The following is a 20,733-nucleotide window of genomic DNA, read 5'->3' as shown; positions in this document are numbered from 1 at the left end:
ACATTAATCGGCGGAATACTCCCTTGGGTTGCCACCAACATTGGGATTTGGTTAACGTGCCTGTGGTCTAGGTAGATAACGAACTGATCACGAGCAGAGGGAATTCCAGGTTGGCCCAGCACCGTTCGTCCCGGTCTCCGAGAGGACTAGCGACGAAACGGCAAACCACCGGCCGCATCCCTGAGCAGGCTGCCGAAGTCACCGACATCATTCCGTTCAACGAATTCGGCGACCTCACTGACCTCGACTTCTACGAGAACAGTGCCTTCGATCGCGAGGCGCGGATCAACCGCGCACCCGAGCTCGACGACCTGAACGACACAGACGACCAGCTACCGCTTCCACTGGCCGTGCCGTCCGAGTTTCGCCGCGTTGCACGCGACGAACGCCGGTCGTCTCACGCCTACCGCGACAGCCACACCGACGTCAGCGACGGCGTCGCCGCGACCGACGTCATCGCCATCGCCGGCCGCGGTGGTGCACACCGCAAGCAGGAAGTGCCCATCAGGGGCCGGTTGATGGTCGCCGCCATGGCGGTCGGAGCAACCGCCGCGGGCGCGTACACGATGGCCAACTCGTCCAAGGAAGCTCCGAGCACCGTCCTGGCGGCGGATCAGGACGTGATGGGCGGCGGCGCGATCGTCGGTTCGACCGACGGCATGCAGATCGTGAGCGTGTCCTCCACCGCCAACTCGGCCGTGCACGCCGAAGAGGTCACCAAGGCCGCCGCGTTCGCACAGGAGCGCGCCGAGCGCGAGGCGCGGCTGCAGCGACCCATGTTCGTGATGCCCACCAAGGGCGCCTGGACGTCTGGCTTCGGATACCGCTGGGGCGTGCTGCACGGCGGCATCGACATCGCCAACTCGATCGGCACCCCGATCCTCGCGGCTTCCGACGGCGTCGTCATCGACGTAGGACCGACGGGCGGCTACGGGAACTGGGTCAAGCTTCGGCACTCCGATGGCACCGTCACGTTGTACGGCCATCTCAGCGCATGGAATGTCGAGATCGGGCAGCGCGTGTGGGCCGGCGACCAGATCGCCAAGATGGGCAACACCGGTAACTCCACGGGCCCGCATCTGCACTTCGAGGTGCTCCTCAACGGCACCGACCGGGTGGACCCCGTCGGCTGGCTCGCAAAACGCGGACTCTCGCCGTCCAATTAGTCTGGCTGAGTGGCCAGCGACGACGACGAACCCAGCTCCGCTCGCATAATCCGTCGGCACCCCACGGGTGAAATCCCCGCCGCCGCGGAGCCGCAGACGTCGATCATCCGTCGCCATCCCACCGGCGAGTTCCCGATCGCCGAGGGCGCAGACCCGCAGACGTGGGGGCACCTCCCGCCCGAAGGGCAGGGGGATTACATTCCACGCGCCAGGCCGTCGGCCGTCGTCCCCAAGACGCCGTGGCCCAATCCGCGGACCGCGATCGCGACCGCCGTCCTCAGCATCCTCAGCGGCTGGGCGACCGCGGTCATCGCCACCGACCTGATCACCGGTTGGTGGGAGTCCGACATGTTGTTCTGTGTCGCCGTCGCGTTTCTGACCGCGATCTCCGCGGCCGCCCTCATCGCGGGGTTGATCGGGCTGCTGCTGCGCCGCCGCGTGAGTCGCCTGCTGATCATCGTCGGCGCCGTCGTCGCGCTGCTGATCTTCTCGAGTCTGTTCGTGGCCGGCGCCAAACTGCCGCCGGTCGTCTACGCGATCCCGGTGCTACCGCTGGCCACCATCGTGTCGGCGCTGCTGCCCGCCACGGGACGGTGGGCCAGACCGTAAGCAGCGCAACGCTATCCGCGAAGTGCAGAGGAAGTGCGAGTGGGGGTCTGCAAAAAGCGGATAGCGATCAAAGCTTGGACACCGGGGCGTGGTTGTGCATCAGCTTGACCCGACCCGCGCTGCCGAAGTCGATGAGCGACATCGCCGATTCGCCGACGCCGGAGACCTCCTCGACGCGGCCGAGACCGTACTTGTCGTGGTTGACCCGGTCGCCGGGCTCGAGCACCAGCAGCGGACGCTTTCCGGCACCCGAGCGGGTGGGCGATGGGCGCGGCGTGCCGAATCGACCCGCCCCACTGACCGGCGCGGGCATTGACGGACCCGGATCCGGACGGCGCCAGTCGATGAGATGCTGCGGAATCTCTTTGAGGAAGCGCGATTCCGGATTGAGCATCGGCTGCCCCCACGACGAGCGGACCTTGGCCCGGCTGACGTAGAGCCGCTGACGCGCGCGGGTGATGCCGACATAGGCCAGGCGACGCTCCTCGGACAGTTCGGTCGGATCGCCCAGCGCCCGCATGTGCGGGAACATGCCGTCCTCCCAGCCGGTCACGAACACGACGGGAAACTCCAGCCCCTTGGCGGTGTGCAACGTCATCATGGTCACCACACCGGCGCCGTGCTCGGGGAGCTCGTCGGCGTCGGCGACCAGCGACACCCGCTCCAGGAACTTGGCAAGCACCCCGGTGTCGGGGACATCCTCGTCCTCGATTTCACCCAGCGCCTCGGCGTTGGCCAGATCGGTGCTGAATTCGTGTGCGACGCTGACCAATTCGTTGAGGTTGTCCAACCGCGCAAGATCCTGCGGATCGCTCGAGGACTCCAGCTCGGTGCGGTATCCGGTGCGGTCGAGCACCGCTTCGACGAGCTCGCCCAGCTCCCCGTCGAGGCCTCCGCGCAGTTCGTCGAGCATGGCGACGAAACCCGCGATGGCCTTCTCCGAGCGGGTGTTCAGCATCGGCACCTTGCCCTCGGCGGCCGCCTGCAGCGCGTCGTTGAAACTGCCGCCGGTGTTCTCGGCGTACACCGCCACGCACGCCTCGGCGCGGTCGCCGATACCGCGACGCGGGGTGTTCAGGATGCGCCGCATGCTGACCGAGTCGCCGGGATTGTCCAGCACGCGAAGGTAGGCGACGATGTCGCGGATTTCCCTGCGCTCGTAAAAGCGAACTCCCCCAACGACTTTGTAGGGAATGCCGGCGCGGATGAACACTTCCTCGAGGGCGCGCGACGAGTTGTTGGTGCGATAGAAGACCGCGACGTCGTTGTAGTTGATCTCGCCCCGGTCGGCCAGGGCGTCGATCTCCCCGGCGACGAAGCGCGCCTCGTCGTGCTCGTTGTCTGCGACGTAGCCGACGATCAGCTCACCCTCGCCGGAATCGGTCCACAGCCGCTTCTCGCGGCGACCGGCGTTCCGTGAGATCACCGAGTTCGCGGCCGACAGGATGTTCTGCGTCGAGCGGTAGTTCTGCTCGAGCAGAATCGTTGTGGCGTTCGGGAAGTCGCGCTCGAAGTCCTCGATGTTGCGGATGGTGGCGCCGCGGAAGGCGTAGATCGACTGGTCGGCGTCGCCGACGACGCACAGCTCGGCCGGAGGCACCCCGTCTTCGGTCTCCCGGCCCACGAGCTCACGCACGAGGACGTACTGCGCGTGGTTGGTGTCCTGGTATTCGTCGACCAGGATGTGCCGGAACCGCCGCCGGTAGTACTGCGCGATCTGCGGGAAGGCCTGCAGCACCGCGACCGTCTCACCGATGAGGTCGTCGAAGTCGAGCGCGTTGGCCGCACGTAGCCGTCGCTGGTACTCGCCGTACACCTCGGCGATGATGCGGGGCAGGTCCTCGCCCGCCTCCGACGCCTCGGCCGCGGCCTGCTCGGGTCCGATCAGCTCGTTCTTGTGGTTCGAGATGCCGTTGGCCAGCAAACGCGGCGAGTAACGCTTGGTGTCCAGGCCCATGTCCTTGCCGATCATCAGCAGCAACCGACGCGAGTCGTCAGCGTCGTAGATCGAGAAGTTCGAGTTGAGGCCCTTGATAAGGGACGCCTGGTTGCGCAGGATCCGCACACACGAGGAATGGAAGGTGGAAATCCACATGTTCCTGGCCCGGGGCCCCACCAATCCGACCACCCGCTCGCGCATCTCGGCGGCGGCTTTGTTGGTGAACGTGATGGCCAGTACCTGCCCGACGCCCACCTCGCGAGCGGCAAGCAGATAAGCGATCCGGCGGGTCAGCACGGCCGTCTTGCCCGACCCCGCGCCAGCGACGATGAGCAGCGGCGAACCCTCGTGCAGCACGGCCTGGCGCTGCTGGGGATTCAGCCCGTCGAGCAACTGATCGGTCTCGTTGGTCGCGGAAGATACAGACATGTCATCACTGAACTTACCGCTGTCCAGCGACATCTTTGCGCGGGCGTGGCCCTAGATGGCACACTCTTTACATGCTCATGCAGCAAGGACGATTTTTCTACGGGTCTCCGCCGGCGGTGCCCGTGGTCTAGCTGCTCAGCAGAGCCCCGGTCCCTTCCGGATCCGGGGCTCGTCTCTTGTGTGAGGCCCGCATCCGGACGGACCGGATACCCACACAAGAGAAGGCGAGACACGACTATGACGATCGAAGCTGAACACTTGCAAACCATCGACGAGCTGCGTCAAGAGATCGACCAGCTGGACGCGGCGATCCTCGAAGCGGTGAAGCGCCGCACCGAGGTGTCCAAGCTCATCGGCAAGGCCAGGATGGCGTCCGGCGGTACCCGCCTGGTGCACAGCCGTGAAATGAAGGTCATCGAGCGCTACAGCGAACTCGGACCCGACGGCAAAGACCTGGCGATGCTGCTGCTGCGCCTGGGCCGCGGTCGCCTCGGCCACTAGCCGCCACCTCTGCGATTTGGGCGTGCTGGGTCACGCTTAGCGAGACTGCGCACGCCGAAATCACTCACGGAGCGCGTCGGTCAGCCACGGCGTCAACCATTCCACGGCCTGCGGTGTCGGATGCACGCCGTCGCTGCGCATGCGGATGCCGTCGACCCAGTTGGTGTACACCCCGTTGGGCCCCAGCTTGTCGTTCAGATCGAGCAGGGTGACGTTCGGGCGCTTCTTGACGACGCTGCGCAGCAACGCGTTCCACTCGTCGACACGGTCGGGGTCGTCTTCGGGATACAGGCTGCCGTCCGGCTTTTCCGCCCGCCGGTTGTAGGGCTCGGTGGTGACGACGATCTCCGCGCCGGTCGAGCCGAGAATGTCCAGCGCACGGTTGAGTTCGACGCGCAGATAGTCCTCGTAGCCGGACTCGGTGATATTCGTCCACCGGCCCTCGCTCATCCGGTCGACGACCTCCCAGCGGCCGACGATCAACAGCACCACATCCGGCCGGTCGTGGTTGATGCGCTGTGACCACCGGCTCGGCCACGCGTCGCACTCCGGCTTCTGGTTCAGGGTCTGACCGACGTAGCGGTAGGGCCCGCCGCGGGCGATACCGCAGCCGATCGTCGTGTAGTTGGTGAACGCGAGCCCCGGCGTCGGCGGCAGGTAGCGCATCAGCGTCCACGCGATCGAGTCGCCGAACACCGCGACGGTCCGGGTACCGGGCTCGCGCGCTGTCGGTCTGCGAACTTCGACGGGTATCTCGGGGGCCACCAGCGCGGCGGAATCGATCGACGGACCCAGCGGCACCTCGGACTTCACGCCCACCGGAAGCACCGTCATCGTCACGACCGCCGCAGTGGCGGCCGTCGCACCCGCCAGCGGCAGCATCGGCACGAACACCGGGCGCCAGCGCCGGATCGGCTGCTCCACCAGCCACCACGACGCCGCGGCCAGTGCGACCGTCACCGCGCAGCGCGCCACGAACAGCGGCCAGCCCGTCCATCCCGTGCGCTGCCCATTGAGGGCCAGGAAGACCGGCCAGTGCCAGAGGTACACGCCGTAGGAGATGGTGCCGAGCGCAACGAGCGGCCGCCAGGCGAGGACGCGGGCGACGGGCCCCTCCTGCTCCAGCGCCACCGGCGCGATGACGAGGACCGCCCCGATCGCGACCACGATCAGCAGGCCGTGACGGAAGTCGCCGACGCTGCCCGTCGCGTAGTGCGCCGCGGCCGCCAGCACCGCGACGCCGACGAACGGGACGATCCGCGCGACGATGTGACCCCAGCGCGTCCGGATCAGCGTGCCGCGGTCGTTGAGCACCGACCAGTCGCGCACCAGAAGCGCCGCCGCGGCCGCACCGACGAGGAGCGCCTGCGCCCGCGAGTCGGTGCCGAAGTAGATGCGGTTCAGCGTCGTGTCGGTGGTGAGCACGATGGACGCCGTTGCCGACGCGATGACGCCGGCGGTCGCCAGCAGGAAGACCGCCAGTCGCATCTGTGCCCAGAAGAATGCGGCGACGGCGATGAGCAGCAACGGCCACAGCACGTAGTACTGCTCCTCGACGCCGAGCGACCAGGTGTGCTGAAGCGGCGACGGCGGCGCGCCCTGCGCGAAGTAGTCGGTCCGCTGCGCGACGAAGGCCCAGTTCGAAACCCAGAAGAACGCGGCGACGGCGTCGTCGCGCAGGGACGCCGTGGATTCGGGCGAGAACAACTCGCGCGCGGCCACCACGGCCAGCACCATCACGAGCAGTGCGGGCAGCAGGCGACGGGCGCGCCGGATCCAGAACGCGGTCAGCCCGACGCGCCCGGTGGTGCGGTGTTCGTCCAGCAGCAGCGAGGTGATCAGGAACCCGCTGAGGACGAAGAACACGTCGACGCCGAGGAACCCGCCGGGCACTCCCGGGATGCCGCCGTGGTCGGCGAGCACGAGCGCAACCGCGACGGCCCTGATGCCGTCCAACGCGGGAATGCCCCGACGGCTTTCAGCGGTGCGCACTGCCGCGATTTTTCCCGCGCGAGCAGACGCGAAAACCCCCGACACGCCGAGAATTGGGGGGTTTTCGCGTCTGTTCGCGACAAGTGACCTACTTCGTCAGCGCGATGTATTTCGTATCGAGGTATTCCTCGATGCCTTCGATGCCGCCCTCACGCCCGAAGCCGGATTCCTTGACGCCGCCGAACGGGGCGGCAGGGTCGGAGATGACACCGCGATTGATGCCGACCATCCCGGATTGGATGGCTTCGGCCACGCGGAGCGCGCGGTCCAGCGACTGGGTGTAGACGTAGGCCGCCAGCCCGTATTCGGTGTCGTTGGCCGCCGCGATGCCCTGTTCCTCGGTGTCGAAGCCGGTGATCGGCGCGACGGGGCCGAACACCTCCTCCTTGAGGATGCGGGCGTCGGCGGGCACGTCGGCGAGCACGGTGGCGGGATAGAAGTTGCCCGGGCCGCCGGGAGCGACCCCACCCACGGCGACGGTGGCGCCGCGCGACACCGCGTCGGAGACCAGCTCGGTGACCGTGGCGACCTGCTTGGCGTTGATCAGCGGGCCCAGCGTCGACTTCTCGTCGAGGCCCTTGCCGAGGGTGAACTCGCTCATCCGCTTCACGAGCTTCTCGGTGAACTCCTCGCGCACCGCGTTGGCGACGTGGAAGCGGTTGGCCGCCGTGCACGCCTCACCGCCGTTGCGCATCTTGGCGAGGATCGCGCCGTCGACGGCGGCATCGACATCGGCGTCGTCGAACACGATGAACGGTGCATTGCCACCGAGCTCCATCGAGGTGCGCAACAGTTTGTCCGCCGACTGCTTCACCAACGCCTTGCCGACGCCGGTGGATCCGGTGAACGTCAGCTTGCGCAGCCGGCCGTCGTTGATCAGCGCCTCGGTGACCGGGCCGGGGCTGCTGGTCGGCAGCACCGACAGCACACCCTTGGGCAGGCCCGCCTCGTCCATCAGCTTGGCCAGCAGCAGCATCGTCAGCGGCGTCTCCTGGGCCGGCTTGACGATCATCGTGCAGCCCGCGGCGAACGCCGGGCCGATCTTGCGGGTGCCCATGGCCAGCGGGAAGTTCCACGGTGTGATCGCGTAACACGGCCCGACCGGCTGCTTGGTGACGAGGATGCGTCCGGTACCCGCCGGGCTCGGGGTGAACCGGCCCGCGATGCGCACCGCCTCCTCGGCGAACCACCGGAAGAACTCGGCGCCGTACTTGACCTCTCCCATGCTCTCCGGCAGCACCTTGCCCATCTCGAGGGTCATCAAGGTGGCGAGGTCTTCGGCGCGGGCGGTGATCGTCTCGAACACCGAACGCAGAATCTCGCCGCGCTCACGCGCCGGGGTGGCGGCCCAGTCGGCCTGCACCGCGCAGGCGGCGTCCAGCGCGGCGACGGCATCCTCGGCCGTGGCGTTCGCGACCGAAATCAGAACCTTGTCATCAGAGGGGTCGAGCACGTCGAACGTCGACGAACCCTGGCGCTCCTCGCCCCCGATCCACAGACCGGTGGGCACAGACGACAGCAGCTTGGCGGTATCCATAACTACTTCATTACTCCTTTGGCCATTGAGCCGCATTAGTGTCGGCTACATGACCGCCGACACCTCGCAGATTCCCGACATCACCACCACTGCCGCATGGCAGGCCCTGCAACGGCATCATGACGATATCGGCGACAAGTCGCTGCGTGAACTGTTCGCCGAAGATCCCGCCCGCGGGACGGAACTGGCGCTCACGGTCGGCGATCTGTACATCGACTACAGCAAGCACCGCGTCACCCGCGAGACCCTGTCGTTGCTGGTGGACCTCGCTCGCGCGGCGGGCCTGGAGCAGCGCCGCGACGCGATGTTCTCCGGTGTGCACATCAACACCTCCGAAGACCGGGCGGTGCTGCACACTGCGCTGCGGCTGCCGCGCGGCGCCGAGCTGACGGTCGACGGGCAGGACGTCGCCGCCGACGTGCACGAAGTGCTCGACAAAATGGGCGACTTCACCGATCGGCTGCGCAGCGGCGAATGGACCGGCGCCACCGGGGAACGCATCACCACGGTCGTCAACATCGGAATCGGCGGCTCGGATCTCGGCCCCGCGATGGTCACCCTCGGCCTACGCCACTACGCGGACGCCGGCATCTCGGCACGGTTCGTGTCCAATGTCGACCCCGCCGACCTGGTGGCCAAGCTCGACGGACTCGACCCCGCGACAACGCTTTTCATCATCGCGTCCAAGACGTTCTCGACGCTGGAGACACTGACCAATGCGACGGCGGCGCGCCGCTGGCTCACCGATGCGCTCGGCGATGCCGCGGTGTCGAATCACTTCGTGGCGGTGTCAACAAACAAGAAGTTGGTCGACGACTTCGGCATCAACACCGACAACATGTTCGGCTTCTGGGACTGGGTCGGCGGCCGCTACTCCGTCGACAGCGCAATCGGTTTGAGCGTGATGGCGGTCATCGGCCGCGAGCGGTTCGCTGAGTTCCTGTCCGGGTTTCACATCGTCGACGAACACTTCCGCACCGCGCCGCTGGAGGCCAACGCGCCGGCGCTGCTCGGCCTCATCGGTCTCTGGTACAACGAGTTCTTCGGCGCGGAAACCCGTGCGGTGCTGCCGTATTCGAATGATCTGTCGCGTTTCGCGGCCTATCTGCAGCAGCTGACCATGGAGTCCAACGGCAAGTCGGTGCGTGCGGACGGGTCACCGGTGACGACGAGCACCGGCGAAATCTTTTGGGGCGAACCGGGAACCAACGGTCAGCACGCTTTCTATCAACTGCTGCATCAGGGCACGCGGCTGGTACCCGCCGACTTCATCGGGTTCTCGCAGCCGACCGACGACCTGCCGACCGCCGACGGTACGGGCAGCATGCACGACCTGTTGATGAGCAACTTCTTCGCCCAGACGCAGGTGTTGGCGTTCGGCAAGACCGCCGAGGAGATCGCCGCCGAGGGCACGCCGCCGGATGTCGTGCCGCACAAGGTGATGCCGGGCAACCGGCCCAGCACGTCGATCCTGGCCACCAAGCTGACCCCGTCGGCGCTGGGCCAGCTGATCGCACTCTACGAGCATCAGGTGTTCACCGAAGGCGTCGTCTGGGGTATCGACTCGTTCGACCAGTGGGGCGTCGAACTCGGCAAGACGCAGGCCAAGGCGCTGCTGCCGGTGATCACCGCCGACGGCTCGCCCGCCGAACAGTCGGATTCCTCGACCGACGCCCTGGTCCGGCACTATCGCGTCGAGCGCGGCCGCTCGGCCTAGCGAAACAGCGATTTCGGCGTGCTAAGTCACGCTCAGCGAGACTCAACACGCCGAAATCGCAGGCTTTAGGCGTCCGGGTCCGGCCGGATCCAACCCAGGATCATCGCGGGCAGGCAGCCGCCGAACACCAACACCGTCGTCACCATCAGGCCGCCGGCGTACGCCATGTCCACATCGGTGCCCCCGGTGATGACAGATCCGAAAATCAGATAGCCGATCGGTACGAGCATCAAGTACTGGGTGACCGTGAGGCCGATCGATCGGGCAGTGTTGCGCTGCTGCACCTCGTACTCGTCGAGGGCCGCCTCGGGCGCGTCGCCCTGCCTGCCGGACACGACCTGCAGCACGATCCACAGAACGAAGAACACCAGAGACGCGGGCAGCCACAGCAACGGTGCCCATTGAATTCCGAAGGCGCACATCACACTTACGACGGCCATCAACGTGAACGTGACCACCAGCCCGACCACCAGGGCGCGACGGCGACGTTGCGTGCGCCAGCGCGGTAGCGAATGGGAATACGTGCGTTCGTACTTCAGGAATCGGCGGGTCCGGTAGTTCTGGTACCGGTCGATGAGCGTCGAATCACTGTGCGAGCGGGACATCGTCGTCGCCTCCTTGGCTTGTGGGCTTTCGGTAGAGCTCGGTGGACAGGGGCGCAAACGGCGTGCGCGAAAACACCGCCTCCACGGGCAGGCCGAAGACATCGCAGATCCGAAACGCCAGATCGAGGCTCGGAAAGTGATCGCCTCGTTCCAGCGCCCCGACGGTCTGCGGGTTGACGTCCACCAACTCCGCGAGCTGCGCCCGGCTCATCTGCCGCTCCGCGCGCAGGACGGCGATGCGGTTGTGAATGGGGAGGGCTGCGCCTCGCCTCACCGGACTCATACAACATACTGTTGTGAAAACCCAACGACTTGTCAAGTGAATCCAACAAAAAACGCCGCGGCGTACGCCCGAAGTGGACGTACGCCGCGACGCGAATTTGCGATTTCGGCGTGCTTAGTCGCGCTCAGCGAGACCTAACACGCCGAAATCGCAAGTTATGCAGGGTTACGGGGCAGGGATGTTGATGCACCCGACGTTCGGGAGACACCCGCTGGCCCCACCCGGGCCTGCCGAACCGCCGGGTCCGACGGGCGACAGCGAGCCGCTGGCACCGCCCGGGCCCGCCGAGCCACCAGGACCATTGGGGATCACACCGGAGGCACCGCCGCCGTCAGCCGTACCAACGGGGCCGCCGGGAATGTTCACCTCGGCACCGCCACCGGGACCGGCGTTCACGTTGCCCAGTGAGCCGCACGGCGATCCGTCAGCGTTGACACACGGCGGAGGCGGCGCCGGCTGAGCACCGGCGAGGGGCGCGGCGGCGATCGCAGCGGCCACAGCGCCCGCGAACAGGAAAGGCGTCATCTTCGTCAGATTTGTGTTCATGAATGTGGGCTACCACGAGCGCGAACCCACTAAACATGAAGCGTTTCTAAGCAAAACGGCGTGCGAGCCGCGGCGGCATGACACGCATCAACTGAACCAGCGGTCCCCACGGCCACCACGGGACAGCGGCCCGGCCCGCCTCACGTTCCATGGCGTCGACCATCGCCTTGACGCCGGTCTCGTTGTCCACCATCAACAATGTCGACGCGGACTTCGCCGTCATCTCCGATTCGATGTATCCGGGCTCCAGAGTGGTCACCTTGATCGGGCCGTTGAGGTATTCGGCACGCAGCGACTCTCCGAGCGACGACACACCGGCCTTACTCGCGGCGTAGGCGGCCTTCACTCCCGGCACACCCTTGTTGCCGAGCACCGAGGAGATCAGCACCAGATGGCCGCCACCGGCGGCGTTGAACATTTCAATGGCAGTCTCGATCTGCACAAGCGCCGCAACGAGATTCGTTTCGATGGTGGCCTTGTTCGCCCACAGCTTGCCCGAACCCAGCGGTGCGCCCTTGCCGATGCCCGCGTTGACGATCACACGGTCGATGCCGCCCAGTTCGTCGGACAGCTCGTTGAATACCTTGGGCACCTGCTCGTGGTCGTTGACGTCCAGAGCGGCCACGGCCACCTTGATGCCGGGATGCCGCTCGAGCAGTTCGCGTTGGAGTTCTTCGAGCCGGTCGAGGCGACGCGCGCACAGCGCGAGGTCGCGGCCCTTGGCGGCGAACGCGCGCGCCATACCCTCTCCGAGCCCCGAGCTGGCACCGGTAATCAAGATCTTCTGCCGAGTCACGCGGTCAGCTTATGCAAGATAGTCGTGTGATCCCGAATCGAAGTGCCCTTCTGCTGGGCGCAGCCCTGTTAACCGGCCAGATCGTCCTGGCAGCACCCGCCGCGGCCCAGCCCGTCGAACCCTTCTACCAGCTGGTCGACACCGCAGCGCAGCGCCTGGCGACCGCCGATCCGATCGCGGCCGCCAAGTGGATCAACGGCGGCCCGCTGACCGACCCCGCGAGAGCCAACCAGGTGCTGGACTCGGTCGCGGCCGACGCGAGCGCTCATGGCATCGACCCGGAGTACGTGCGCACCGTCTTCACCGACCAGATAGGCGCAACCGAAGGCGTCGAGTACACGCGGTTCGGTCAGTGGAAGTTCGACCCGACGACGGCCCCCACCACCGCGCCCGACCTCTCGGCCTCACGCGCGCAGATCGACGAGTTCAACAAGGCGTTGGTGAGCGAGATTGCCCTGCACTGGAATTCACTGCACAGCCAGGGGTGCAGTCAGGATCTCGCAGACGCCAAAGCCGCCGTGGTCGCCGCGCGCGGACTGGACCCGCTGTATCAGCAGGCCCTCTCGTCGGCGACCCGCTCGTACTGCCAACCTATTTGAGCAGCCGCGACATCCGCCGGTCGGCAAGCACCTTGCCCCCGGTCTGACACGTCGGGCAGTACTGAAACGACTTGTCGGCGAACGACACTTCGCGCACGGTGTCGCCACACACCGGGCATGGCAGACCCGTGCGGGCATGCACGCGCAGGCCCGAGCGCTTCTCGCCCTTGAGCGTCGCGGCCTGCTGGCCGACGGATCGCGACACCGCATCTGTGAGTACGGAGATCATCGCGTCGTGCAGCGCGGCCAGCTGCGCGTCCGTGAGCTTGCCCGCGGTCGCGAACGGCGAAATCTTCGCGACGTGCAGGATCTCGTCGCTGTAGGCGTTGCCGATGCCGGCGATGACCTTCTGGTCGGTGATGACGGTCTTGATCCGCCCGCTGTTCTTGCCGAGCACGCCTGCGAGATCCTCAGGCGAGAGGTCCAGCGCGTCGGGTCCGAGGGTGGCGATGCCAGGAACCTTGGCCGGATCGTCGACCAGCCAGACCGCCAACCGCTTCTGTGTGCCTGCCTCGGTGAGATCGAAACCCGGTGCCTCCCCGGGGGTTCCGAGGTGGACGCGGAACGCGATCGGCCCCTTCCCCGGCTTCAGCGGGGCCGGCGCGAGCTTGTCGGACCACCGCAGCCAACCCGCACGGGACAGGTGCGTGATCAAATGCAGCTCGCCGCACTGCAGCCCTAGATACTTACCCCACCGGTCGGCGCCGGTGACGGTCTGCCCGTGCAGCACCGAGATCGCCGGATCGAACGTCTTGAGCACCGACAGCGCCGAGACGTCGATGCGCCCGATGGTCAACCCGACGGCGTGTCGACGAAGGTGATCGGCGAGCGCTTCGATCTCGGGAAGTTCTGGCATGTTTCCAGTGTGCCGATCAGCGCCGCAGGACGCGGTCGTCGTCGCCGTCGATGATCAACGACAGCAGCCAGCCCACGATCGACAGCACAATGGCGGCCCAGATCGCGGTCCACCAGAACTTGTCGATGACCAGGCCCCAGCCGGTGGTGTGCTCGGTGATCCACGCGGTGATCCACAGCATCAGCGCATTGATCACGACGTGGATCAGGCCGAGCGTGAGGATGTAGAGCGGAATCGAGATGACCTGCACTATCGGCTTGATGACCGCGTTGACCAGGCCGAAGATCACACCGACGACGAAGATGACGCCGATCTCCTGCAGGGTCGAGTCGAAGCGGTGAACCGGATGCCGGGAACGATCAGCGTGACCACCCACAGTGCGAAGCCCGTCAAGGCTGCACGCAGCAGGAATGAGCCCATGCGGTCAGTCTGCCGAACGCAGCAGGTAGGTGTCCATGATCCAACCGTGCCGCGACCGGGCATCGGCACGGAGTTCGGCGATCTTGTCCCCGACCTCGCCGACGGTGCCCGCCACCAACAGTTCGTCCGCCGTGCCGAGGTAAGCCCCCCACCAGATGCGGGTCTCGGCGGGGCAGCGTAGGAAGGAACATTCCGCGTCGAGCATCACCACCGCGCTGCCGGACAGCCCGTTGTCGCGCAGCTGCCGACCCGTGGTGATCAGCACGGGTTCGCCAACGTCGTTGAGCGGTATGCGATGTCGGGCAGTGAGCGCCTGGATGGCGGTGATGCCGGGGATCACGTCGTAGTCGATGTCGACGTGTGCCGCGACGGTCTCCAGGATGCGAAGGGTGCTGTCGTAGAGCGAGGGGTCCCCCCACGCCAGAAACGCGCCGACCCCATCGGGTTCCAGCTCGTTCTCGATCGCGGCGGCCCACACCTGCGCCCGCCGGGCATGCCAGTCGGCGACCACCTGCCGGTAGGCCGGACTGTCCGGGACGACTCGGGTCCTCGGCGGGTCGGGCAACTCGACGAAGCGGTAGGCGGGCTCGCGGATGAACCGCTCACAGATCAGCCTGCGCAGCGCGACCAGATCATCCTTCGCTTCGCCCTTGTCCATCGCGAAGAACACCTGCGTGTCGTTCAGCGCATCGACCGCCTGGACCGTCACGTAGTCCGGATCTCCGGCACCGACACCGATGACGTGGATCCGACGAGTCACGCGGCCGAGTATGCCATGACCAGCACATACCGCAGGTATGCGGTACCGCGGGTATTGACATCTTGATGCAGTGGAACTTACCTTTGGCTCAACGCCGACTTCCTCAACACAGACGAAGGGAACGTCGCTGATGACCGCACCCACTCGCCAGCAGGTCGCCGAGCGACTACTGAAGGGCTCCGTCAAGAAGTCCTACGCGCCCGTCGTGGATATCGCCTGGGATCAACCGCTGGATCCCGACAAGTTCTTCCTGCCGCCGAAAACCGTCTCGCTCTACGGCACTCCGCGGTGGGACGCGATGACCCGCGAGCAGCAGATCGAGTTGTCCCGCCAGGAGTTCGTGAACACGCTGTCAGCGGGCATCTGGTTCGAGAACATCCTCAACCAGGCGTTGCTGCGCAAGATGATGCACCAGGACCCGACGGCCAGCGCCACGCACTACGAGCTGACCGAACTCGGCGACGAGACCCGGCACATGGTGATGTTCGGCAAGGCGATCGAACAGGTGGGCGCCAAGCCGGTGAGGCCCAGGTACTACCAGCGCGTCATCATCAACCTACTGCCGTTCGCGTTCCAGGGTCCGCTGCTGTGGATGGCCGCGCTGATCGGCGAGGAGATATTCGACTCTCTGCAGCGGCAGATGATGTACGACCCCGAACTGCAGCCAATGGTGCAACGCCTCATGCGAATTCATGTCACCGAGGAGGCGCGCCACATCCAGTTCGCCCGCGACGGTTTACGCAAGCGAACCCCGACCATGCGGTGGACGACGAAGTTCTTCGTGGCCAACATCAACGGACTCGGCGGCTACTTCTTCCGCTACCTGTTCACCAACGTCACGCCGTACCGAAGGGTCGGACTGGATGCGCGCGCGGCCCGTCGGGAGGCGCGCCGCAGCCCGCACCGCCGCGAGACCCAGATCGCGGGGCTCGCCCCGCTGGCGGCCTTCCTCGAGGAGGTCGGGCTGATGGGCCCGATCGCCCGCCGCATGTGGCGACGATCGGGGTTCCTCCCCCAATGAGCGATGTCTACGACGGGCCGGCGACGGTCACCACCGGGGGTGTGGAGCGCACGGTGCGCGCGCGGCTCAGCGGCCACCTCGACCCGATCGACGGCCGATATCACTGGCAGGGAACGGTTTTCGACGCGCTTCCCGACGCTCTGAAACTGCCGCAACCCGCGACACTGTCGGTCGGAGACAACAGCGCCACAGCGCGCATCACCGAGCGTCCGCCGCAGGGCGGCTATTCGGTGGCAGGCGTCGGGTCTCCGCCGTTCCCGATCGACGAGCTCGTCCCGCGATAGCGGGCGGCGATCACCAGCGTCACGACGGCAAACACGGCGCCGGCGACTCCAGAGATCAACAGCGGAAGCTGTCCGTCACTGCCCCACAGGAAGCCCGCCCACAACCCCGCCGCAAGCACCGCGAAGCCACTGAGCCCTTGGAACACGCCCTGTGCACTGCCCTGTAGGTCGGACCGGACGAGTGACGAAACCCACGCCTTGCCAACGCCATCCGTACATGCGGTGAACAGTCCGTACACGCCGATGAGCAGCCACGCCGTGACCGTGTCGGAGGTGAGCCCCAGCCCGGTGTACCCGACCGCGAAGAACACCAGGCCGACACCGAACACAGCAGGCTTACCGATCCGGTCGGCGAGTACACCCGCGGGGTAACTCGCCACCGCGTAGACCGCGTTGTACGTCACATACGCGAGAATCACCTCGACCACCGAGAACCCGATCTCGTTGAGCCGCAGCAACAACAGCGCATCGGGAAAGTTCACGAGCCCGAATGTGATGACCAGAATCGCGACCCGCCAATAGCGTTGCGGCAACTCGCCCACCATCGCGAACACCGCGCGGCGATGCGGTATCTGCGTTCGCTTCTCTCGAGCCAGATACACCAACGCCACACTGAGCACCGCGGGCACGACGGCCACCCACAACAACGGCGCGATCTGGTGGTCCAACAACTCGTAGCCGACGAGTCCGAGCAGCGGGCCCACGACGGCACCGAACGTGTCCATCGCGCGGTGGAATCCGAAAACCTTTCCGCGGTCGGCCGTTCCGATATCAGCGACGAGCAGAGCATCGCGCGGCGCCCCGCGGATTCCCTTGCCCAGCCGGTCGACCACCCGGCCGGCCAGCACACCCGGCCATCCGGCGGCGGCGGCCACCATCACCTTGCCCAGCGCCGCCATTCCGTAGCCGGTGGCGATCAGAGGGCGCTTCGAGTACCGGTCGCCCAACGGCCCGGCCGCGAGTTTGGTGAGCGATGCCGCGCCTTCGGCCGCCCCCTCCACTGCACCGACGACGGCCGCGGGCGCGCCGAGCACGCTCGTCAGGTAGATCGGCAGCAGCGGATAGAGAAGCTCACTGGCGGTGTCCTGCAGAAAGGACACGGCCGAAAGCACCCGCACATTGCGGGTCAGCCAGCTGGGCACCTACGCCATGATGCCGTCGTGTCCGCTAGCGCGGGTCGTCGTGCGTGATTGCGCGGTATCCCTTCGCGCCCGCCCGGTCCACCGCCGCGCGCACCAGACCGAAGATCAGCCCCTGGATCGCGGCGGCGACCAGCGCCTCGCGCGTCGAGCGGGTGAGGTCCTTCGGTTCCGGCGGCTCCTGATCAGACGGGCTGACCCGCTGCCAGATTTCTGTGAAGACCTTGCCCGCCAACAGGCCGCCCGCCACACTCGTGGCGATCGACAGCGGCTTGTACAGGGCCTTGGATGTTGCGCTCATGACCGCCACGTTCCCGTAGCGCCGAACCCCTAACCCAGAACTGGAACACGTTCTAGTATTGCCCGGTGCGCTTCACCTATGCGGAATCACTGACCCACCCGAAGTACTACATTCCGCTGGCGCAGGCCGCCGAGGCGGCCGGATTCCACGCCATGACGATCGCCGACAGCGTGGCCTATCCCTATGAGTCGGACTCGAAGTATCCGTACACCGATGACGGCGGCCGTGAGTTCCTCGACGGCAAGGAGATCATCGAGGCGTTCGTCCTCGCCAGCGCGCTGTCCGCCGCGACGACGACGCTGAAGTTCAACATGTTCGTCCTCAAACTGCCCATCCGTCCGCCCGCGCTCGTCGCCAAGCAGGCCGGGTCGCTGGCCGCGCTCTTCGACAACCGGCTCGGCCTCGGCGTCGGCACCAGCCCGTGGCCCGAGGACTACGAACTCATGAACGTGCCGTTCGCCCGACGAGGCAAGCGAATGGACGAGTGCATCGAGATCATCAAGGGCCTCACCACCGGCGAGTACTTCGAGTTCCACGGCGAGTTCTACGACATCCCGAAGACGAAGATGTCGCCTGCGCCCACCAAACCGATCCCGATCCTCATCGGCGGCCACGCGGACGCCGCGCTTCGTCGCGCCGCACGCCACGACGGGTGGATGCACGGCGGCGGCGATCTGGGCGACCCCGCCGAGCTCGACCGATATATCAACCGGCTCAAGCAACTTCGCGCGGAGGAGGGCCGCACGGGACCGTTCGAGATCCATGCGATGTCGCTGGACGCCTACAAGCCCGACGGCATCAGGCGCCTCGAGGACCGGGGCGTCACCGACATCATGGTGGGCTTCCGGATGCCCTACACCGTCGGTCCCGACCCCGAGCCCCTCGAGAACAAGATTCGCGCCATCGAGAAGTACGCCGAGAAGGTCATCTCGAAGGTGTGATCCGGTCCGAGGTCAGAACGCGACATTCTGCGGTTCGAACCGGGACGTGACGTCGCCCATCAACGTGGTGTCGTACGGGTTGATCTCCAGCGGTTCGTCGGTCAACTTCAACGCGTCGAAGTCGATCCAGATCACGTTCGGGCTCGTCGACAGTTCGAAGAAGTACAGCTTCTGGGTGAGATCGACGACTGTCCGGTATTCGGTGTTGTAGACACCGAATTCGGCGTACGGCGCACCGAATGGAACCGACACGTTACGCATGATCGCCATCACGCTGGCCACCGCCTGCCTGGTATCGGTGGGCTCCGGCAGCAGCGCGGCATAGTAGCTGGCGCGCTGGAACCGGTCGACCGCATTGACGTTGCCGGGCAACGGCATATCGCGACTCGGATGCGAAAAGTCTTGCTTCGCCATCAATTCCAGCTGCTCGTCGTAGGTGGGATCGTTGGTCATGATCGTGTACTGACGGCCGTGGTGGATGACCGGTTCTCCGGCCTCGAACTCGATGATCGCCGAGTCTCCGCTGGCGTCTTCCAGCGCAAAATGCAGGGTCGCCTTCCGCCCATGGGCTTCCACCATCACCGGCTGGAACGTATCCAGCAACGCCAGGGCTTCGGCGACGGTGCCCGCCTGGTCGAGCAGATACTGGCCGAACAATCCCATGTGGATACCGGGGCGGCTGGGGTCACGGGTTCCGACGTCCGTCGACTTGAGGTAGAGGGCGTGCATCCCGAGTCCGGCCTCGTTGAGGCCGTCGACGGTGCCGATCCCGTACACGGTGGTCACCAGGCTGGCGTGGCGACTGGTCCAGCGCAGCGGGTTGTCCGCAACGACGACGAGTTCGCCGATCTTCCCGCCGTCTCGCTCACGCCCACGCGGAAACGCGACGATGGTCGGTTGCGTCGACTCGGGCCAGTCCATGGTCCGGCCAGCCATCACATATCTACCGTCGGTGTTCCAGAGCACCCGTGTGCACATATGCCGTCCTCTTCCTCCCCACTGTTGTCAGCCCCGCTTGCCAGCTCGGCCTCGCCTGGCGGCTAGGAAAACCTACCCCCGATGATGCCGAAAACTGACTTCGTAGCGATTACACAGTTTTCCTTCGGAATCGATCATAAATGTCGTTATAGACCACTGAAAGCGACCACGAAGGTCATCTGAGATGAGGAAAACCCCGATGAACACGACAGCACCGCCCGGAACCCCCAGGCCGGCTCCTGAAGAAACAGTGCGGCTGCGGCCAGGCGATCTGCCGATCAAACTGCTGCCGCAGACCCCGAAGGCCCCGCCGATCGCCCCGAAGCCGCCGATCGCTCATGAGCCGATGACCACCCGCTTCAAGGCACTGGTCCTCGGCGACGCGGACAGCGGGACCGTGCGGCTGCGCCCGCTCGTCGAGGTGCCCGTCGTCGCCAAGGTCACCAACACGATCCGGCAGCGCTACATCGACCTGAACAAGGCGGAGGTCAAGCCGCCGAGCAAGTGGGAGTACGCCCGGCTGGCCCTGGTGCTGTTGCTGGCGTCGATGCCTATCCTGGCGATCTCGGGTGAGGTGTTCGGCCTGGTCTCGCAGGCCACGGTCACCATGGTGACCATCACGCTGGTCGCCGTGCTCGCAACACTGATCGCGTTCGCGCCGCACCGGATCGACATGATCGTGGGCCGCGGCCTGATCGCAGGCATGGTCGCGTGCATCGTGTACGACGCGGCCCGACTGTTCGCGGTGCACGTGCTGGGGCTGATGGGCGATTTCATCATCGAGATGGGATCGTTCGTCACCGGCGAGCCGGACACCACAGGCAGTGCGGCAGTGGGTTACGTGTACCGGTATCTCGGCGATGCCGGTGGACTGGGTGTGGCCTTCTTCGTCGTCGCGTACGCCATCGGCATCGATCGGTGGAAGAACGTCTACGCGGTGCTGGCGGCGGTGGCCTTCGGGGTCTTTCCCACCTGGGCCGGCCTGATGGCCACTGTGGCGCTGGCGCCGAACGGCGAGGAGCGGATGTTTCCGCTGAACACCGCGACCGTGATCATCACTCTGCTCGGGCATGTGATCTTCGGCCTATTCCTGGGCCTGGCCTTCCTGAAGGCGCCGCGCGGGAAGAACAGCGGGTGGCCGTGGCCTCCGCTGACGGAGTCGGCACCGGTCAAGCGGGCCATCCGCTTCAAGAAGAAGATCACCAACTCGCCGCACTAGGCAGCCGTGCAGCGGGCCGTCGAGGAGCTCTTCGACGGCCCGCTGTGACATTGCACGGCGCGTTCGGAGACCAGGGACCGACTCTCTGGGTCAAA

General features: G+C 66.1%; 19 protein-coding genes and 3 pseudogenes. 8 read left to right on the top strand and 14 right to left on the bottom strand.

Annotation, left to right across the window (positions count from 1 at the left end):
• Positions 1-110 precede the first annotated feature (110 nt).
• Both H7J93_RS15795 and H7J93_RS15790 read left to right on the top strand, forming a co-directional pair.
• A complete protein-coding gene (locus H7J93_RS15795; protein WP_267307245.1) occupies positions 111-1,166 on the top strand; it encodes a M23 family metallopeptidase in 1,056 nt (351 codons plus the stop codon).
• Between the two features lie 9 nt (positions 1,167-1,175).
• Complete coding sequence (locus tag H7J93_RS15790; protein WP_267307244.1) at positions 1,176-1,775, top strand: hypothetical protein; 600 nt, start codon at positions 1,176-1,178, stop codon at positions 1,773-1,775.
• 67 nt (positions 1,776-1,842) lie between these two features.
• On the opposite strand, the gene pcrA is transcribed toward H7J93_RS15790, so the two are convergent.
• Positions 1,843-4,143 carry a DNA helicase PcrA gene (gene pcrA / locus H7J93_RS15785; RefSeq protein ID WP_267307243.1) on the bottom strand — a complete coding sequence of 767 codons (2,301 nt, stop codon included), beginning with the start codon at positions 4,141-4,143 and terminating at the stop codon, positions 1,843-1,845.
• 237 nt (positions 4,144-4,380) lie between these two features.
• Here pcrA and H7J93_RS15780 point away from each other — a divergent pair, with 237 nt between their 5' ends.
• Entirely contained in the window at positions 4,381-4,644 is a 264-nt protein-coding gene (locus H7J93_RS15780) for a chorismate mutase (RefSeq protein ID WP_267307242.1), read from the top strand.
• A gap of 60 nt (positions 4,645-4,704) precedes the next feature.
• Here the strand turns inward: H7J93_RS15780 and H7J93_RS15775 are convergent, their stop codons facing one another.
• Both H7J93_RS15775 and H7J93_RS15770 read right to left on the bottom strand, forming a co-directional pair.
• Positions 4,705-6,636: an acyltransferase family protein gene (locus tag H7J93_RS15775; protein ID WP_267307241.1), complete on the bottom strand. Its 1,932-nt coding sequence runs from the start codon at positions 6,634-6,636 to the stop codon at positions 4,705-4,707.
• An 88-nt stretch (positions 6,637-6,724) separates the two neighbouring features.
• The gene (locus H7J93_RS15770) at positions 6,725-8,173 is read right to left on the bottom strand and encodes an NAD-dependent succinate-semialdehyde dehydrogenase (protein ID WP_267307240.1); all 1,449 of its coding nucleotides are present in this window, start codon (positions 8,171-8,173) and stop codon (positions 6,725-6,727) included.
• Between the two features lie 49 nt (positions 8,174-8,222).
• On the opposite strand from H7J93_RS15770, the gene pgi reads away from it, so the two are divergent.
• Complete coding sequence (pgi, locus tag H7J93_RS15765) at positions 8,223-9,890, top strand: glucose-6-phosphate isomerase (RefSeq protein WP_267307239.1); 1,668 nt, start codon at positions 8,223-8,225, stop codon at positions 9,888-9,890.
• 65 nt (positions 9,891-9,955) lie between these two features.
• Here the strand turns inward: pgi and H7J93_RS15760 are convergent, their stop codons facing one another.
• From H7J93_RS15760 to H7J93_RS15745, 4 genes are all read right to left on the bottom strand, one after another.
• Entirely contained in the window at positions 9,956-10,495 is a 540-nt protein-coding gene (locus H7J93_RS15760) for a hypothetical protein (protein WP_267307238.1), read from the bottom strand.
• Entirely contained in the window at positions 10,476-10,778 is a 303-nt protein-coding gene (locus tag H7J93_RS15755; RefSeq protein WP_267307237.1) for a helix-turn-helix transcriptional regulator, read from the bottom strand. The genes H7J93_RS15760 and H7J93_RS15755 overlap by 20 nt, the downstream gene beginning before the upstream one ends.
• A 165-nt stretch (positions 10,779-10,943) precedes the next feature.
• Positions 10,944-11,324, bottom strand: a complete 381-nt coding sequence (locus H7J93_RS15750; protein ID WP_267307236.1) for a hypothetical protein — start codon at positions 11,322-11,324, stop codon at positions 10,944-10,946.
• Between the two features lie 46 nt (positions 11,325-11,370).
• Positions 11,371-12,120 carry an SDR family oxidoreductase gene (locus H7J93_RS15745; protein ID WP_267307235.1) on the bottom strand — a complete coding sequence of 250 codons (750 nt, stop codon included), beginning with the start codon at positions 12,118-12,120 and terminating at the stop codon, positions 11,371-11,373.
• 26 nt (positions 12,121-12,146) lie between these two features.
• Here H7J93_RS15745 and H7J93_RS15740 point away from each other — a divergent pair, with 26 nt between their 5' ends.
• Positions 12,147-12,719, top strand: a complete 573-nt coding sequence (locus H7J93_RS15740) for a chorismate mutase (protein ID WP_443677671.1) — start codon at positions 12,147-12,149, stop codon at positions 12,717-12,719.
• Here H7J93_RS15740 and H7J93_RS15735 read toward each other — a convergent pair.
• The 4 genes and pseudogenes from H7J93_RS15735 to cobF form a co-directional block, all read right to left on the bottom strand.
• Positions 12,712-13,170 (bottom strand): zinc finger domain-containing protein, encoded by a 459-nt coding sequence (locus H7J93_RS15735; RefSeq protein WP_267307365.1) that lies wholly within the window; start codon positions 13,168-13,170, stop codon positions 12,712-12,714. The two genes, H7J93_RS15740 and H7J93_RS15735, sit on opposite strands and share 8 nt — an antisense overlap.
• A gap of 159 nt (positions 13,171-13,329) precedes the next feature.
• Positions 13,330-13,575 (bottom strand): annotated as a pseudogene (locus H7J93_RS15730) (DNA-formamidopyrimidine glycosylase family protein); the annotation flags it as partial.
• 16 nt (positions 13,576-13,591) lie between these two features.
• Positions 13,592-13,995, bottom strand: a pseudogene (locus tag H7J93_RS15725) (phage holin family protein).
• Between the two features lie 4 nt (positions 13,996-13,999).
• Positions 14,000-14,755, bottom strand: coding sequence for a precorrin-6A synthase (deacetylating) (cobF, locus tag H7J93_RS15720; RefSeq protein WP_267307233.1), 756 nt, complete (start codon positions 14,753-14,755; stop codon positions 14,000-14,002).
• A 130-nt stretch (positions 14,756-14,885) separates the two neighbouring features.
• On the opposite strand from cobF, the pseudogene H7J93_RS15715 reads away from it, so the two are divergent.
• Positions 14,886-16,060: pseudogene (locus H7J93_RS15715) on the top strand (diiron oxygenase).
• On the opposite strand, the gene H7J93_RS15710 reads toward H7J93_RS15715, so the two are convergent.
• Positions 16,000-17,202 (bottom strand): MFS transporter, encoded by a 1,203-nt coding sequence (locus tag H7J93_RS15710; protein ID WP_267307232.1) that lies wholly within the window; start codon positions 17,200-17,202, stop codon positions 16,000-16,002. The pseudogene H7J93_RS15715 and the gene H7J93_RS15710 sit on opposite strands and share 61 nt — an antisense overlap.
• A 25-nt stretch (positions 17,203-17,227) precedes the next feature.
• Entirely contained in the window at positions 17,228-17,500 is a 273-nt protein-coding gene (locus tag H7J93_RS15705; RefSeq protein ID WP_267307231.1) for a DUF4235 domain-containing protein, read from the bottom strand.
• A gap of 65 nt (positions 17,501-17,565) precedes the next feature.
• Here H7J93_RS15705 and H7J93_RS15700 point away from each other — a divergent pair, with 65 nt between their 5' ends.
• Complete coding sequence (locus tag H7J93_RS15700; protein ID WP_267307230.1) at positions 17,566-18,441, top strand: LLM class flavin-dependent oxidoreductase; 876 nt, start codon at positions 17,566-17,568, stop codon at positions 18,439-18,441.
• A 12-nt stretch (positions 18,442-18,453) separates the two neighbouring features.
• On the opposite strand, the gene H7J93_RS15695 is transcribed toward H7J93_RS15700, so the two are convergent.
• Positions 18,454-19,419: a linear amide C-N hydrolase gene (locus tag H7J93_RS15695; RefSeq protein WP_267307229.1), complete on the bottom strand. Its 966-nt coding sequence runs from the start codon at positions 19,417-19,419 to the stop codon at positions 18,454-18,456.
• A 199-nt stretch (positions 19,420-19,618) separates the two neighbouring features.
• On the opposite strand from H7J93_RS15695, the gene H7J93_RS15690 reads away from it, so the two are divergent.
• On the top strand, positions 19,619-20,638 hold the full coding sequence (locus H7J93_RS15690) for a hypothetical protein (protein ID WP_267307228.1): 1,020 nt from the start codon (positions 19,619-19,621) through the stop codon (positions 20,636-20,638).
• Positions 20,639-20,733 lie beyond the last annotated feature (95 nt).

This window comes from Mycobacterium barrassiae (assembly GCF_025822765.1).
GTDB classification, from domain to species: Bacteria; Actinomycetota; Actinomycetes; order Mycobacteriales; family Mycobacteriaceae; genus Mycobacterium; species Mycobacterium barrassiae.
Note: the sequence above shows the minus strand (reverse complement) of the source record. Positions and strands in the feature narration are given on the sequence as shown.